Here is a 13277-nt window from a genome sequence, read left to right as displayed (position 1 = left end):
GGCCCGGGTCAGAGCAGGGTCGCGTTCCAGTACGACAGCACGGGGCCGATCATCTGGAAACGGACCCAGGAGGAGCATCCCCGGGTACCGCTCGGGTTGTTACGGGGACAGGCGAACAGCGGGCTCGCCGCGCCCACGATGGTGCCGGCGTAGGCCCAGCGAGGGCTGACGATGTGCACCGGCCCGCCGCTGTCACCGTGCCCGGCGGCCGCCACCCCGTCCCGTCCGGCGGTCGCCGTGCCACAGGTCAGCCGACCGGTGATGTCGGTGCAGTAGTTCGTCTTGATGACGGTGAGTCCGCCACAGACCTCGCCGCTGAAGGCGCCGTTGAAGCACACGCCGGAGCCCTCTGCCGACGTCCAGGGCGAGGAGGACATCCCCTGGATGCTGGTGTCGGTGACGAACATCGTCGCCGAACCGGTGCCGGTGACGATCGCCGTGTCCGTCCCGCGGTCGCGGGTGTCGATCCAGTTCTTCCGACCGACGTACTCCGAACCGTTGTAGAGGTAGGCGCCGTTGGCGAAGCAGTGTGCCGCGGTGAGGAAGTAGCTCACCCCGTTGCGTCGGATGCCCGGGCCGATGGTGCACGACGAGCGGCCGTCGTTCAGCTCGGCGCCCGCGGTCCACGGCGAGAAGTCGTCCCAGCGGGAGAAGAGCGCGTCCTGCGCCGGCTCCGGAACCTCCTCGACCTCGATGTCCGCGCCGAACATCTCCCGCAGCGTCCGCACCGTGGCCTCGGACGGCTTGACCACCCCGAGGCGCAGTGTGTTGGTGGACTCGTGGGGCCCCCACTCGACCAGCCGGATGCCGGACCGCCGTAGCGCCGCCACGTGGTCGCTCACCCGGTCGCGGCGATTCACCAGCTCGCGGTAGGTGTACCGGGCCTCCTCGTGCACGACGACGTCACCGGAGATCGACCGGACCGATGCCGCACTCGCCGCCGACGCGGCCCGTCCCTGGTAGGAGACGTGCACCCGGCCCTCCGGGTCGACCCAGTGCCCGGCGAACCGGCTGTCGTCGTGTGCCACCCGCCACGCGTCCTGGGCCAGCGCGGTGGCCTTCATCAACCGGTCCTCACTCAGCGCCGGGGTGGCGCGGCTCGCCGCTGCACTGGCCGCCGTCGGCGCGACACCGACGGCGGCGAACAGGGCGAACACCAGGAGTGCGGCGGGCAATGCCCTTCTTCGCATGTACGGCTCCCTTTCAGCAGAGCACCGCTGGACAGGGACACACAGGGGACGACGGGATGACCTCCGCTGGTCGGAGCCGTCGTGACGGCAGCCTTCCGCCCGGCCTGGGCGAGGAAGCGCCGGTATGCGGACTGGAAGCAGCGAAGACGCCCGCAGGGGCGGCCGCCGGCTGGCCGACGTCGACTCGTCAGTCAGCAGAGCCGGTTGCGCGCGATCGACAAGACATGGATCCCCCGTGATGATCCTGCCGCCAAAGATATTGACGTGCGCCGAACTCTACGGACAACGGAGAGCGATGTAAAGAGCACCCAACGACACCGCCGGGCCGAGCCACATCATGATGAGCCAGCACGATGATATGGAGCTGGACAACGGTGTGTGTCACACAGTATCGTGTGATGCATGGTGAGCGATGAGATCCTCCGGACCCACCTCCAGGAGCTACGCCGGGGCACGGTCGTGGTGGCGAGCCTCGTCGCCCTGCGCCGCCCCGACTACGGCTACGCGCTGCTGCAACGCCTCACCGACCACGGCTTCCCGGTCGACGCCAACACGCTCTACCCGCTGCTGCGGCGGCTGGAGGAGCAGGGGTTGCTGACCAGCGAGTGGAACACCGAGGAGAGCCGGCCGCGCAAGTTCTACCGGACCAGCGAGGAGGGTGAGTCGGTGCTGGCCCGACTCCTCACCGACGTGGCCGCCGTGCAGACCTCCCTGACCGGGCTGATCGAAGGAGCCGACCGATGACCACCCTGACCGACCGCTACCTCGCCGCCACCCTGCGCTCGGTGCCGGTCGCGCGCCGCGAGGAGATCGCCACCGAGCTGCGCGGCTCGATCGAAGACATGATCGAGGGCCGCACGGCCGGCGGGCAGGACACCGCCGCCGCCGAGCGGGAGGTGCTCACCGAGCTGGGCGACCCGGCGCAGTTGGCCGCCCGCTACGCCGACCGCCGGTTGCAGCTCATCGGCCCGACCTACTACCTGGCCTGGGAGCGGCTGCTGAAGCTCCTGCTCAGCTTCGTGCCGGCCACGGTCGGCATCGTGGTCGGGCTGCTGGCGGCCACCGACGGTGAGAACCCCGGCGGGGCGGTCGGCGAGGGCATCGCCACCGCCCTCACGGTGGCCCTGCACATCGCGTTCTGGGTCACCCTGGTCTTCGCGGTGCTGGAGCGCACCAGCACCGCCCTGCACCTGCCCGAGTGGAGCGTCGACCAGTTGCCGGAGGGGCCCGTCGACCGGCAGATCACCCTGACCGACACCGCCGCCGCGATCGGCTTCCTGGCCCTCTTCATCGCCTACCTGCCGATGCAGCACTTCCGGTCGTTCGTTCCCGCCGACGGCGACGACAACCTGCCGATCCTCGACCCGGCGCTGTGGGGCTTCTGGCTGCCGTTCCTGATCGCCGTGCTGGTCGCCACCGTCGGCCTGGAGATCGCCAAGTACCGGGCCGGCCGCTGGACCTGGCCGCTGGTCGCGGTGAACGCGGTGCTCAACCTGGCGTTCGCGGTGCCGGTGATCTGGCTGATGTCGACCGACCGGCTGCTCAACCCCGACTTCGTGAACCGCTTCGAGTGGCTCGGCGAGGCCGACAACCTGGACACCGTCGCCACCGTCGTGGTCGCCGGCACGGCGCTGGTCGTGCTCTGGGACACCGTCGACAGCGCGATCAAGGCGTACCGCAACCGGCACTGACCGCACGACCGTCGCGGCCCGGCACCCACGGGGGTGCCGGGCCGCGCCGCGTGCGCCGGCTCGTATCCCGACGGAGCTTCCCGGACTCAGCGGCTCACGGCGGTCTCCCGCTCCATGTGTGACAGCTTCTCGGGGTTGCGCACCGCGTAGAGCCCGGTGATGAGGCCGTCGTCGATGCGCACCGCGACGACGGTGTCGATCTCGCCGTCGAACCTGAGGATCAGCGCCGGGTGGCCGTTGACCTGTGCCGGCTGCAGCGACGCCCCGGCGATCTTCTCCATCCCGGCGGCCAGCAGCCGGCCCACCTTGTCGGCCCCCACGATCGGCCGCGGGACGGCCTGCTTGACTCCGCCACCGTCCCCCAGCAGGACGACGTCCGGTGCGAGGATGTCGAGCAGCTGCTGCAGATCGCCCGTCTCGACCGCCCGCCGGAACGCCTCGAGCGCGTCCCGGGTCTGGCCCGCGGAGACCACCCCGCGTGGTCGGCGGGCCGCGACGTGCGCCCGTGCCCGGTGGGCGATCTGGCGGACCGCGGCCGGGTTCTTGTCGACGGCTTCCGCGATCTCGTCGTAGTCCAGGTCGAACACCTCGCGCAGCACGAAGACCGCCCGCTCGGTGGGGGTGAGCGTCTCCAGCACCAGCAGCATCGCCATCGAGACGCTGTCGGCCAACTCGACGTCCTCGGCCACGTCGGGCGTGGTCAGCAGCGGCTCGGGCAACCAGGGGCCGACGTAGGACTCCTTGCGCCGGCGGAGCGTACGCAGCCGGGTGAGTGCCTGGCGGGTGGTGATCCGGACCAGGTACGCCCGCGGGTCCCGCACCGTGCCGAGATCGACGTTCACCCACCGCAACCAGGTCTCCTGCAGGACGTCCTCGGCGTCGGCGGCCGAGCCGAGCATCTCGTAGGCGACGGTGAACAGCAGGTTGCGGTGGGCGAGGAACGCCTCGGTGGCGGGGTCCAGCGCCTCGTCGGTGCTCACTGGTCGCTCGCTCATAGCCGGCTCCTGCCCCGTTCGCTGTCGACTGTGCCACCCATTGGACGCCGGTCCCCGCCGCCGCGTGACATCCGCGGTCGGTGGCGCAGGCCACATCGCCGCCCTGTCACAGGGCCCGGATCGCCGGCATCTCCATGTCCACGAGACGCCGCGGACGACCCGCGCGGCGGGCAACCCCACGAGCAGGAGCCTGGTCATGAACGAGCACACCACCCACCAGCAGGTCGCGCTGATCACCGGAGCGAACAAGGGGATCGGTCGCGCGAGCGCCGAGCAGCTCGCCGCGCTGGGCATGACGGTCGTGATCGGCGCCAGAAGCCCGCAGCGCGGCGAGGAGGCCGCCGCGGCGGTGCGCGCGGCGGGCGGCGACGCGCACGCGGTCACCCTGGACGTCACCGACCCGACCACCGTGCGGGCGGCCGCGCGGCAGGTCGAGGAGCGCTTCGGCCACCTCGACGTGCTGGTCAACAACGCCGGCATCACCGGATCCGGGCAGGTCTCGCCCGAAGACGCCCACGACCAGGTCCCGAGCTCCGTCGACCTGGACATGGTCCGGTCGGTGTTCGAGACCAACGTGTTCGGCGTGATCGCGGTGACCAACGCCCTGCTCCCGCTGCTGCGGCGGTCGCCGGCGCCGCGCATCGTCAACGTCAGCAGCGCCGCCGGGTCGCTGACCCTCACCAGCGACCCCGACGGCCCGCTGGCGGGTCTGCTGTCGTCGGCCGCGTACGCGCCGTCCAAGACCGCGCTGAACGCGCTGACCGTGCAGTACGCCAACGAGCTGCGCAAGGACGGCGTGCTGGTGAACGCCGCCGACCCCGGCTACGTCGACACCGAGATCAACAACCACCGTGGGTACCTCACCCCCGCGCAGGGCGCCGCGGTCGTGGTGCGCCTCGCCACGCTCGGTGCGGACGGACCGACCGGCGGGTTCTTCAGCGCGGACGGCCCGGTGCCCTGGTAGCGGTCAGGTGTGCGGGCCGGCCACCTGGCCGGCTCAGCCCGGACACCCGACCCGAGAGAATCGACAACCCCGCAAGGAGATCCTGATGAACCTCGCGCTGTGGATCGTCACCGGACTGCTCGCCGCGGTCCTCCTGGTCAGCACGTCCAAGATGTTCGTGCCCAGGGAGAAGATCGCCTCCGCGGGCCACGCCGCGGAATGGGTCCTGGACTTCAGCCCCGGCGCCCTCCGGGCCATCGGCGCCCTCGAGCTGCTGGCGGCGGCGGGCCTGATCCTGCCCGCCGTACTCGACATCGCGCCGGTGCTGGTGCCGGTGACCGCCACCTGTGTGGCGTTGCTGTTCGCCTGCGCGGCGACCATGCGCCTGCGCCGTGGCGAGCGGGCCACGATCGTGCCCGACCTGGTCTATCTCGCGCTGGCCGTTTTCGTGGCCTGGGGCCGCTTCGGCCCCGAGTCGTTCACCGGCTGACCCGCGCGCTCGGGCCGCCCCTGTCGGGGGCGGCCCGACCTCGCGTCCGGGGTCGGGACTACCGGTCGCCGCCCGGGCGCAGCGCACCGGTGGTGGCCGCGGCGAGGAAGCCGGTCCAGGCCGCGGGGCCGAAGGCCAGCACCGGCCCGCCACGGTCCTTGCTGTCGCGTACGCCGACCACGCCGGCCAGGTTCGTCGCCACCTCGACGCAGGTGGACCCGCCGTTGCTGCTCCGGGTTGACTTGCGCCAGACGGCGCCGGTCAGGTCCACGACCGTGCCACCTCCTGAATCAGCTCCCGGGAGGCTCTGCGGGGCAGCGCCTCGCCCCGCACCCGCTCCCATGCTCGTTGAAGGCTATCAACGTCCTCGGACCGATCTGTGACCTGCGCTCGCAACTGGTTGTCGAGATGGGCCACCTCAGCGCCGTCCATCGTGCGGGCCAGGATGAATGGCCCGGCAAGCCCAGGATGCATGCCCGCTTCGGCGGGCACCACATGAATATCGACCTGAGGAAGCTCACCCATCTCCAACAAATGCGCGAACTGCTCGGTCATCACCGCCGGGCCGCCGATCCGGCGGCGCAGCACCGCCTCGTCGACCACGAAGACGGCCTCCGGCGGGGTGTCCCGGGTGAGCACGGCCTGACGGGACAACCGGGAGGTCACCCGCTGCTCCACCTCCGCCTCGCGCAGCATGCCGCCGCCGGTGAGCACCGCACGGGCGTAGCACTCGGTCTGCAGCAGGCCGGGGATCAGGGACGGCTCGAACCAGCGGATCAACGTCGCCTCCGCCTCCACCTGGATCCACTCCCGCAGCCAGGGCGGTGCGGCGTCGGCGCGGACCAGGGCGAGCAGCCGCTCGAAGAAGCCGCCGGACTCCAGCGCCGCGTCGACCCGGCCGACGAAGTCCTGCGACGGGGTCCGGTGGCCGATCTCCACCATGCCGACCAGCGACGACGAGTAGTTGATCCGCTGGGCCAGCTCCTCCTGGCTGAGCCCCCGGTCGCGCCGGGCCCGGCGCAGCTCGCCGCCGAGGAACTCCAGTGTGGACAACGACCCCTCGCCCATCACACCTCCACCACAACCCGGCCACGCGTCACCACCGCCCGTCACCGGCGTCACGCCGGCCGGCACCGGGCAGCGGTGGCCCGTCGATGCCTTCCGACCGTAGTCGTCCGGGCAGCAGAGTGTGAACAGGCACGACGGAGGAGGTCGACGATGGGCGAGCGCGCGAATGCCGTACCCCGGAACGTGCGGCGGCACGTCGCCGCGCGGCCGGCCTGGCGGTGCCGGGTCTGCGCGGCGCCCTGGCCCTGCCAGCCGGCCAAGCTGGCGCTGCGCGTCGAGTACGCGCACGACCCGGTCGGGCTCTCGGTCTACCTCTGCGTGCTGCTGCACGAGGCCGCCGGGGACTGGCTGCGGCTGCGCCCCCGGCCACCGGACCCGGCCGAGCTGTTCGCCCGGTTCGTCGGCTGGACCCGCCCGGTCGGGGCGGCCGCCGAACGCGGACGGCTGGACCGGCTGCTCGACCGGGTGAGCGCGGCCGGGTCGGCACCCGGCGCCCGGTCGCGGCGCCGGGCCGGCGCGGGCCGACCCGGCCGGGTGCCTGACCGGCGGCGGCCGGCGGGATGAGATCCTCACCAGGGTGACCACGGAGACGGACGACTGGCGGCGACCGGGCCCCACCCCGGAGCAGCAGCGGTTCGACGTCTACGCCGGGCTGGCCGCCGCGGTGCTGGCGCTGTTCAGCCTCACCCTGGCCCGCAGCACCGGGGCGTTCCTGCTCGGGCCCCCGCCGTCCGGCCCGGAGCAGGTCGTCTGGACCGTCGCGGTGACCCTGCCGCTGATCTGGCGGCGCCGCTTCCCCGCCACCGTCACGCTGGTGATCTCGGCCGCGTTCATCGCCGCCCAGGCGCGCTCCGCCCCGGAGACGCAGCTGTCGGGCTGGGCGCTGTTCGCCGCGATCTACACCCTCGGCGCCTGGGGGCGCGACCGCCGGCTCTCCAAGCGGCTGCGGATGGGCGTCATCGCCGTCATGTTCGTCTGGCTCGGGGTCTACTACGCGACCACCATCGGCAGCATCCCGCCGGACGCGTTCGCCCGCGCGGTCGGGCCGGTGCCCCCGGTGCTCGCCGCGATCGTCAGCGGCGTGCTGGTCAACGGGTTGTACTTCGGCTTCGCGTACTTCTTCGGCGAGACCGCGTGGCTGGCCGCCCGGCGCCAGCACGAGCTGGCCGAGCGGGCCGAACAGCTGCGCCGGTCCCAGGCGGAGGTCCGCGAGCACGCGGTGGTCGGCGAGCGGGTCCGCATCGCCCGGGAGCTGCACGACGTGGTGGCCCACCACGTGTCGGTGATGGGGGTGCAGGCGTCCGCCGCCCGGCGGGTCTTCGACAAGGACCCGGTGAAGGCCCGCACGGCGCTGACCGCGATCGAGGAGACCGCCCGCACGGCGGTCGACGAGCTGCGCCGGATGCTCGGCCTGCTGCGCGCCCGCGACGCCGGCCCGGCCGGCCCCGAGCCCGCCGGCCCCGCCGGGATCGACCAGATCCCGGCCGTGGTCGCCCGCGCCCGCGAGGCCGGGCTGCGGGCCACCCTGGGGGTGTACGGGGACCCGGTGCCGCTGCCGGAGTCGGTGTCCCAGGCCGCGTACCGGGTGGCCCAGGAGGCCGTCACGAACGCGCTCAAACACGCCACCGGGGCGACCGTGCTGGACGTACGGATCCGCCACCTGGCACACGAGGTGGAGGTCGACGTGACCGACGACGGACGGGCCAGCCGGCCGGCGAACGCCGACGGGCTGGGCCTGATCGGCATGCGCGAGCGGGTCGCCACGCACGGCGGGGCGCTGGAGGTCGGCCCGCGCGCGAGCGGCGGCTGGCGGGTCCGCGCCCGCTTCCCGCTCCCGGCGGAGCGTCCGGCGTGAGCGCGGACGGGCCCGTGGCGGACCGGCCGATCCGGGTGCTGCTCGCCGACGACCAGCACCTGGTCCGCACCGGTTTCCGGGTCATCCTCGAGGTGGAGGACGACATCGAGGTGGTCGGCGAGGCCGCGGACGGCGACCGGGCGGTCGGCATGACCCGGGCGCTGCGCCCGGACGTGGTGCTGATGGACGTGGAGATGCCCGTCGTCGACGGGCTGGCGGCCACCCGGCGGATCACCGCCGACTCCGACGGGCCGGGCGGGCCGGCGGTGCTGATCCTCACCACCTTCGACCGGGACGACTACCTGTTCGCCGCGCTGCGCGCCGGGGCCAGCGGCTTCCTGCTGAAGAACGGCACGCCGGAGGCGCTGGTCGAGGCGATCCGGGTGCTGGCCCGGGGCGACGGGCTGCTCGCCCCGGAGCTCACCCGGCGGGTGATCGCCACCTTCGCCCGGCCCGGTGACGCGGCCGGCGCGGGCGTCTCGCCGGAGGCGGCGCTGCGGGAACTCACCCCCCGCGAACGGGAGGTGCTGGTGCTGGTCGCCCGGGGCGCCAGCAACGCCGAGATCGCCGCCGAGCTGCACCTGGGCGAGGCGACGGTGAAGACGCACGTCAGCCGGGTGCTGGCCAAGCTCGGGCTGCGCGACCGGGTGCAGGCGGTGGTCTTCGCGTACGAGCACGGGGTGGTGCGGCCCGGCGGGTGACCGTCTCCGCCTTGCGGGGGACGGCCCGGTTCCACCGGCGGGCGGACGGCGGCCGGCGCGTGCCGATCTAGCGTGGTCGCCGTGACGAACGTGCTCCGCCTCGACGGGGTCGACCGCAGCTTCGGCGACCGTCAGGTGCTCCGGAACGTGTCCTTCGACGTGGTCGCCGGCCGGATGACTGGCTTCGTCGGCGGCAACGGCGCCGGCAAGACCACCTCCATGCGGATCATCCTCGGGGTGCTCGCCCCGGACGCCGGCGAGGTCAGCTGGCAGGGCGTGCCGCTGACCCGGGAGGTCCGCGGGCGCTTCGGCTACATGCCGGAGGAACGCGGCCTCTACCCGAAGATGAGCGCCCGGGAACAGGTGGCCTACCTGGGCCGGCTGCACGGGATGACCGCGGCGGCGGCGCGGCGCAACACCGACGCGCTGCTGGAGCGGGTCGGCCTCGCCGAGCGCGCCGACGACCTGCTGGAGACGCTGTCGCTGGGCAACCAGCAGCGCGCGCAGATCGCCGCCGCGCTGGTGCACGACCCCGAGGTGCTGGTGCTCGACGAGCCGTTCTCCGGCCTCGACCCGCTCGCCGTGGACACGGTCGTCGGCGTGCTGCGGGAGCGGGCCGCGGCCGGCGTGCCGGTGCTCTTCTCCAGTCACCAGCTCGACGTGGTGGAGCGGCTCTGCGACGACCTGGTGATCATCGCGGGCGGGGTGATCCGGGCCGCCGGCAGCCGGGAGGAGCTGCGCCGGACGTACACCTCGCCCCGGTTCGAGCTGGTGGTGGCGACCGACGCCGGCTGGCTGCGGGACCAGCCCGGGGTGACCCTGGTCGACCTGGACGGCGCCCGCGCGGTGTTCGACCTCGCCCCCGGCGCCGACGAGCAACCGGTGCTGCACGCGGCGCTCGCCCGCGGCCCGGTCCGCGCGTTCCGCCCGGTCAGCCCCTCCCTCACCGAGATCTTCCGAGAGGTCGCCCAGTGAACACCACGCAGGCCACCCGCCTGGTCGCCGCCCGCGAGATCCGGGTCAAGCTGCGCGACCGCACGTTCCTGTTCAGCACCCTGTTCTTCCTGCTCATCGCCGCCGCGGCGACGATCCTGCCGCCGCTGCTCTCCGGCGGCCCGTCGAGCGTGGCGGTGACCGAGGCGGCCGCCGGGCCGCTGCGCGACGCCGGCCTGGAGGTGCGGACGGTCGCCGACGACCGGGCCGCCGAGCAGGCCGTCCGCGACGGCGACGTGGACGCCGCCGTGGTCGCCGGGCCGGCGGTGCTGGCGATGGACGACGCGCCCGACGACGTGGTGGCGGCGCTGAGCAGCCAACCCGCGGTCCGGCTGCTGGACCCGGACGCGGTGGACCCGGTGGTGGCGTTCCTGGTGCCGTTCGCCTTCGCGTTCGTCTTCTTCGTCACCTCCCAGACCTTCGGCGTGCAGATCGCGCAGAGCGTGGTGGAGGAGAAGCAGACCCGGGTGGTGGAGATCCTGGTGGCCGCGGTGCCGGTCCGGGCGCTGCTGGCCGGCAAACTGCTCGCCGGCACGGTGCTGGCGCTCGGGCAGATCACGCTGATCGCCCTGGTCGCCATCGTCGGCATGCGGTTCGCCGACAGCGGCGGGCTGCTCGCGCTGCTCGGGCCGCCGATCGGCTGGTTCGTACCGTTCTTCCTGCTCGGCTTCGTGCTGATCGCGGCCATGTGGGCGGCGGCCGGGGCGCTGGTCAACCGGCAGGAGGACATCGCCGGCGTGTCGACGCCGGTGCAGCTCGCGGTGATGCTGCCGTTCTTCGCGGTGATCTTCCTCAACGACAACGCGACGGCCATGCGGCTGCTGTCCTACCTGCCGTTCTCCGCGCCGACGGCGATGCCGCTGCGGCTGTTCACCGGCGACGCGGCCGGCTGGGAGCCGCTGGTGTCGCTGGCCCTGCTGCTGGTGACGGCCGCCGCGTTCCTGGCCGCCGGGGCGCGGGTGTACGAGGGGTCGCTGCTGCGCACCAACGGCCGCACCTCGGTCCGGGCCGCCTGGCGTTCCCGGGAGACCACCGGCTGAGCGCCGGCGCCGGCGGTCGGCCTGGCCGGCGGTGACCCGTGTCGCCGATGGTGCGCTATGCCTTGGACACCGCGATGTCGGCGATCCGGAGTCGATCAACCCGGACGGCCACCGGCGGGGTGGCGCCGGTCAGCAGGGGACGGTGTCCCAGCCGGCCGGCAGCCGGGGCACCGGCCAGGCCGGGTCGGGCTTCCAGGAGGCCCAGTTCTCGTCCCACCAACGCTCCCCCGCGTCCAGCAGGGCGGCGATCCGGTCGCCCTCGCCGCGGATGGCCTCCGCCATCCCCGGGTAGCGCCCCTCCTCGAGGCGCTGGGCGAACATCTCCACGTCCTTCCAGACGTAGCGCTCGGCGTCCGCCGGCCACCAGAGGTCCAACTCGTGGTCCAGGGTGTCCACCCCGATCGGGGTACGCCGGAACGGGTCCTGGAGGTTGAAGTACCAGCCGGCGAAGGCGCGGTCCGGGCCGGTCCAGAAGACGTCCAGGGAGTGCGCCTCACCGGGGCGGTGCAGCATCAGCTTGCCGTGCCCGCTCCAGGCCCGGTGGCCGGCGGCCTCCCACGGGTGCCGGCCGGCCGGGAAGACGCCGCGCCGGGGGAAGCCGAACTCGGCGCCCGGCGGCAGGTAGAGGGCGAGCAGCTCGGGCGAGTCCTCGACGCAGACGGTCGGGCAGCCGAACCAGACCTCGCCGAGCAGGATCTCCCGCCGGACCACCACGTCGCCCGGCGCGAAGCGCTGCCCGTCACCCGCCTGACCAGCGCTCTCGCGCGCACCACCCGGTAGATCCACGGGCCCAGCCTAGCGACCGCGCCGGTGGCGCCGCCGGGGCTCCGGCCGCCGCACCCCGCCCGGAACACGGACCCGGACACCGGGCAAGGCAAGGGTCGCGAGCCGGACAGAAGTCGCGCACGGGACAACCCACAGTGGACGCAGCCACTAGCATCGCTGTCGCAAGCCCGCCCACGACCATGGAGGCGAGCGTGTCGATGTCCGGCTTCCAGGTGGATCCCGAAGCACTGCGCGCCAGCGCGGAGTCGCTCGACCAGACGGTCGATCGGATGGCCGACGCCCTGGCACAGTTCGAGGGCACCGTGCAGGCGCTCGGCCAGCCGTGGGGCGCCGACGATCTCGGCAGCCTGATCGGCGAGCTCTACCTCGGCATCCACGACCTAGCCATGAGCTGTTTCGAGAGCAACGGCGAGGTGCTCGGGCAGTTCGCCGCCGGCCTGCACACCATGGCCGACGCGTTCGAGGAGGCCGATCAGCAGGTCGAGGCGGGCCTGCGGCGGATCCGCCAGGCGCTGGGCGGGTGACGCGATGGGGCTGCAACTTCCCGGCGAACTGGTCTCGCTGCTGGGCATGCTCGGCTACAGCTGGCCGGAGGCCGACGAGGAGAAGCTCTTCGAGCTGGGCCAGCACTGGCTCGGCCTGGCCGCGACGGTGCAGGCGGTCGGCGCCGAGGCGCAGCGGGCCGGCGAGTCGGTCTGGGCCGCCAACACGGGCCAGGCTGTGGCGGCGTTCCACCAGCGGTGGGGCGGCCAGGAGGCGCCGGTGGCGAACCTCGCCGACGGCGGCACCGCCGCGCAGGGCGTCGCGGTGGGGCTGTTCCTCGCCGCCGGGGTGGTCCTCGTCCTGAAGATCAACGTGATCGTGCAGCTCGTCCTGCTGGCGATCCAGATCGCGCAGGCGATCGCCACGGCCGCCCCGACGTTCGGCGCCTCGCTGGCCGAGATCCCGATCTTCAAGATGATCACGTCGCTGGTCATCGACCAGCTGCTCAACCTCGCCATCGACGCGGTGCTCAATGGGTAAGGGGAAGCTACGCCGGCTCCGGCGACAGGGCCGGGGCGGCTTCGCCCGGGGCATCTTCGGGCCGGTCGGCGACCTGCTCCGCCCGGGTCAGGACCTCACCAACCTGAACCTGCCCCGCAACCGGCTGCGCCATCCCAACGCCACGCCCTTCCCCGTGCGGTCCCTGCGCGGCGTCTCGATCCGGGCGCTGCGCCGGCAACGACCCCGCAACTGGACCGAGACGCCGACCCGCAACCACGAGGGTTTCATCTGGAAGGACGAGAACGGCGTCGAACGGCTGCGCTTCATGCGGCCCACCGGCGAAAACCCGACCAGCAGCGACTGGAGCCGCCAGGCCAACGGCTACCTGCGCTGGCAGTCGTCCCAGTCCGGCGACAGCCCGGCGGATAACCTCTTCCTCGACCAGGACGGCGAGATCGTTGACAAGAGCGATCCGCTGTTCGCCGAGAAGACGCACATCATGTACGAAGGCCCGTACCCGTAAGGAGAGACCGTGGAACCG

Annotated in this window: 17 protein-coding genes; 12 read left to right on the top strand and 5 right to left on the bottom strand. The window is 73.0% G+C overall.

Annotated elements, in window-relative coordinates; translation table 11 throughout:
- Window positions 1–8: 8 nt before the first annotated feature.
- A complete protein-coding gene (locus AC1WTP_RS29200; protein WP_481652453.1) occupies window positions 9–1190 on the bottom strand; it encodes a chymotrypsin family serine protease in 1182 nt (393 codons plus the stop codon).
- 402 nt (window positions 1191–1592) lie between these two features.
- On the opposite strand from AC1WTP_RS29200, the gene AC1WTP_RS29195 reads away from it, so the two are divergent.
- The gene (locus tag AC1WTP_RS29195) at window positions 1593–1934 is read left to right on the top strand and encodes a PadR family transcriptional regulator (RefSeq protein WP_481652452.1); all 342 of its coding nucleotides are present in this window, start codon (window positions 1593–1595) and stop codon (window positions 1932–1934) included.
- Complete coding sequence (locus AC1WTP_RS29190) at window positions 1931–2881, top strand: permease prefix domain 1-containing protein (RefSeq protein ID WP_481652451.1); 951 nt, start codon at window positions 1931–1933, stop codon at window positions 2879–2881. Before AC1WTP_RS29195 ends, AC1WTP_RS29190 begins: the two co-directional genes overlap by 4 nt.
- Window positions 2882–2967: 86 nt before the next feature.
- On the opposite strand, the gene AC1WTP_RS29185 is transcribed toward AC1WTP_RS29190, so the two are convergent.
- Window positions 2968–3876: an RNA polymerase sigma-70 factor gene (locus AC1WTP_RS29185; protein WP_481652450.1), complete on the bottom strand. Its 909-nt coding sequence runs from the start codon at window positions 3874–3876 to the stop codon at window positions 2968–2970.
- A 196-nt stretch (window positions 3877–4072) separates the two neighbouring features.
- Between AC1WTP_RS29185 and AC1WTP_RS29180 the strand changes: the two genes are divergently transcribed.
- Complete coding sequence (locus AC1WTP_RS29180; protein WP_481652449.1) at window positions 4073–4840, top strand: SDR family NAD(P)-dependent oxidoreductase; 768 nt, start codon at window positions 4073–4075, stop codon at window positions 4838–4840.
- 85 nt (window positions 4841–4925) lie between these two features.
- Window positions 4926–5309: a DoxX family protein gene (locus AC1WTP_RS29175; protein ID WP_481652448.1), complete on the top strand. Its 384-nt coding sequence runs from the start codon at window positions 4926–4928 to the stop codon at window positions 5307–5309.
- Between the two features lie 58 nt (window positions 5310–5367).
- Here AC1WTP_RS29175 and AC1WTP_RS29170 read toward each other — a convergent pair whose 3' ends face one another.
- Together AC1WTP_RS29170 and AC1WTP_RS29165 are read right to left on the bottom strand one after the other, a co-directional pair.
- A complete protein-coding gene (locus tag AC1WTP_RS29170) occupies window positions 5368–5580 on the bottom strand; it encodes a DUF397 domain-containing protein (RefSeq protein ID WP_481652447.1) in 213 nt (70 codons plus the stop codon).
- Entirely contained in the window at window positions 5571–6377 is an 807-nt protein-coding gene (locus tag AC1WTP_RS29165) for a helix-turn-helix domain-containing protein (RefSeq protein ID WP_481652446.1), read from the bottom strand. Before AC1WTP_RS29165 ends, AC1WTP_RS29170 begins: the two co-directional genes overlap by 10 nt.
- A 150-nt stretch (window positions 6378–6527) precedes the next feature.
- Between AC1WTP_RS29165 and AC1WTP_RS29160 the strand changes: the two genes are divergently transcribed.
- From AC1WTP_RS29160 to AC1WTP_RS29140, 5 genes are all read left to right on the top strand, one after another.
- A complete protein-coding gene (locus AC1WTP_RS29160) occupies window positions 6528–6941 on the top strand; it encodes a hypothetical protein (RefSeq protein WP_481652445.1) in 414 nt (137 codons plus the stop codon).
- Window positions 6942–6954: 13 nt separating this feature from the next.
- Window positions 6955–8232 (top strand): sensor histidine kinase, encoded by a 1278-nt coding sequence (locus AC1WTP_RS29155; RefSeq protein ID WP_481652444.1) that lies wholly within the window; start codon window positions 6955–6957, stop codon window positions 8230–8232.
- Window positions 8229–8933, top strand: a complete 705-nt coding sequence (locus AC1WTP_RS29150) for a response regulator (RefSeq protein WP_481652443.1) — start codon at window positions 8229–8231, stop codon at window positions 8931–8933. Before AC1WTP_RS29155 ends, AC1WTP_RS29150 begins: the two co-directional genes overlap by 4 nt.
- Window positions 8934–9014: 81 nt before the next feature.
- Window positions 9015–9908 (top strand): ABC transporter ATP-binding protein, encoded by an 894-nt coding sequence (locus AC1WTP_RS29145; protein ID WP_481652442.1) that lies wholly within the window; start codon window positions 9015–9017, stop codon window positions 9906–9908.
- On the top strand, window positions 9905–10966 hold the full coding sequence (locus AC1WTP_RS29140) for an ABC transporter permease (RefSeq protein ID WP_481652441.1): 1062 nt from the start codon (window positions 9905–9907) through the stop codon (window positions 10964–10966). Before AC1WTP_RS29145 ends, AC1WTP_RS29140 begins: the two co-directional genes overlap by 4 nt.
- 129 nt (window positions 10967–11095) lie before the next feature.
- Here the strand turns inward: AC1WTP_RS29140 and AC1WTP_RS29135 are convergent, their stop codons facing one another.
- Complete coding sequence (locus AC1WTP_RS29135; protein ID WP_481652440.1) at window positions 11096–11752, bottom strand: ribonuclease FAU-1 family protein; 657 nt, start codon at window positions 11750–11752, stop codon at window positions 11096–11098.
- 179 nt (window positions 11753–11931) lie between these two features.
- Between AC1WTP_RS29135 and AC1WTP_RS29130 the strand changes: the two genes are divergently transcribed.
- Genes AC1WTP_RS29130 through AC1WTP_RS29120 form a run of 3 tightly spaced genes read left to right on the top strand, consistent with a single transcriptional unit; the run spans window position 11932 to window position 13259 of the window.
- Window positions 11932–12276, top strand: a complete 345-nt coding sequence (locus AC1WTP_RS29130) for a WXG100 family type VII secretion target (RefSeq protein WP_481652439.1) — start codon at window positions 11932–11934, stop codon at window positions 12274–12276.
- Between the two features lie 4 nt (window positions 12277–12280).
- On the top strand, window positions 12281–12775 hold the full coding sequence (locus tag AC1WTP_RS29125) for a WXG100-like domain-containing protein (protein ID WP_481652438.1): 495 nt from the start codon (window positions 12281–12283) through the stop codon (window positions 12773–12775).
- Complete coding sequence (locus AC1WTP_RS29120) at window positions 12768–13259, top strand: hypothetical protein (RefSeq protein WP_481652437.1); 492 nt, start codon at window positions 12768–12770, stop codon at window positions 13257–13259. Before AC1WTP_RS29125 ends, AC1WTP_RS29120 begins: the two co-directional genes overlap by 8 nt.
- Window positions 13260–13277 lie beyond the last annotated feature (18 nt).

The sequence above is a fragment of the Micromonospora sp. R311 genome, from assembly GCF_056780015.1.
The sequence above is the reverse complement of the archived record's forward strand: the minus strand, read 5'-3'. Positions and strand labels throughout refer to the sequence as shown.

Excerpts from the sequence above, each read along its gene's own strand:
- AC1WTP_RS29200 (WP_481652453.1), bottom strand. The coding sequence starts at position 1,190 with ATGCGAAGAAGGGCATTGCCCGCCGCACTCCTGGTGTTCGCCCTGTTC.
- AC1WTP_RS29195 (WP_481652452.1), top strand. The coding sequence starts at position 1,593 with ATGGTGAGCGATGAGATCCTCCGGACCCACCTCCAGGAGCTACGCCGG.
- AC1WTP_RS29190 (WP_481652451.1), top strand. The coding sequence starts at position 1,931 with ATGACCACCCTGACCGACCGCTACCTCGCCGCCACCCTGCGCTCGGTG.
- AC1WTP_RS29185 (WP_481652450.1), bottom strand. The coding sequence starts at position 3,876 with ATGAGCGAGCGACCAGTGAGCACCGACGAGGCGCTGGACCCCGCCACC.
- AC1WTP_RS29180 (WP_481652449.1), top strand. The coding sequence starts at position 4,073 with ATGAACGAGCACACCACCCACCAGCAGGTCGCGCTGATCACCGGAGCG.
- AC1WTP_RS29175 (WP_481652448.1), top strand. The coding sequence starts at position 4,926 with ATGAACCTCGCGCTGTGGATCGTCACCGGACTGCTCGCCGCGGTCCTC.
- AC1WTP_RS29165 (WP_481652446.1), bottom strand. The coding sequence starts at position 6,377 with ATGGGCGAGGGGTCGTTGTCCACACTGGAGTTCCTCGGCGGCGAGCTG.
- AC1WTP_RS29160 (WP_481652445.1), top strand. The coding sequence starts at position 6,528 with ATGGGCGAGCGCGCGAATGCCGTACCCCGGAACGTGCGGCGGCACGTC.
- AC1WTP_RS29130 (WP_481652439.1), top strand. The coding sequence starts at position 11,932 with ATGGAGGCGAGCGTGTCGATGTCCGGCTTCCAGGTGGATCCCGAAGCA.
- AC1WTP_RS29125 (WP_481652438.1), top strand. The coding sequence starts at position 12,281 with ATGGGGCTGCAACTTCCCGGCGAACTGGTCTCGCTGCTGGGCATGCTC.
- AC1WTP_RS29120 (WP_481652437.1), top strand. The coding sequence starts at position 12,768 with ATGGGTAAGGGGAAGCTACGCCGGCTCCGGCGACAGGGCCGGGGCGGC.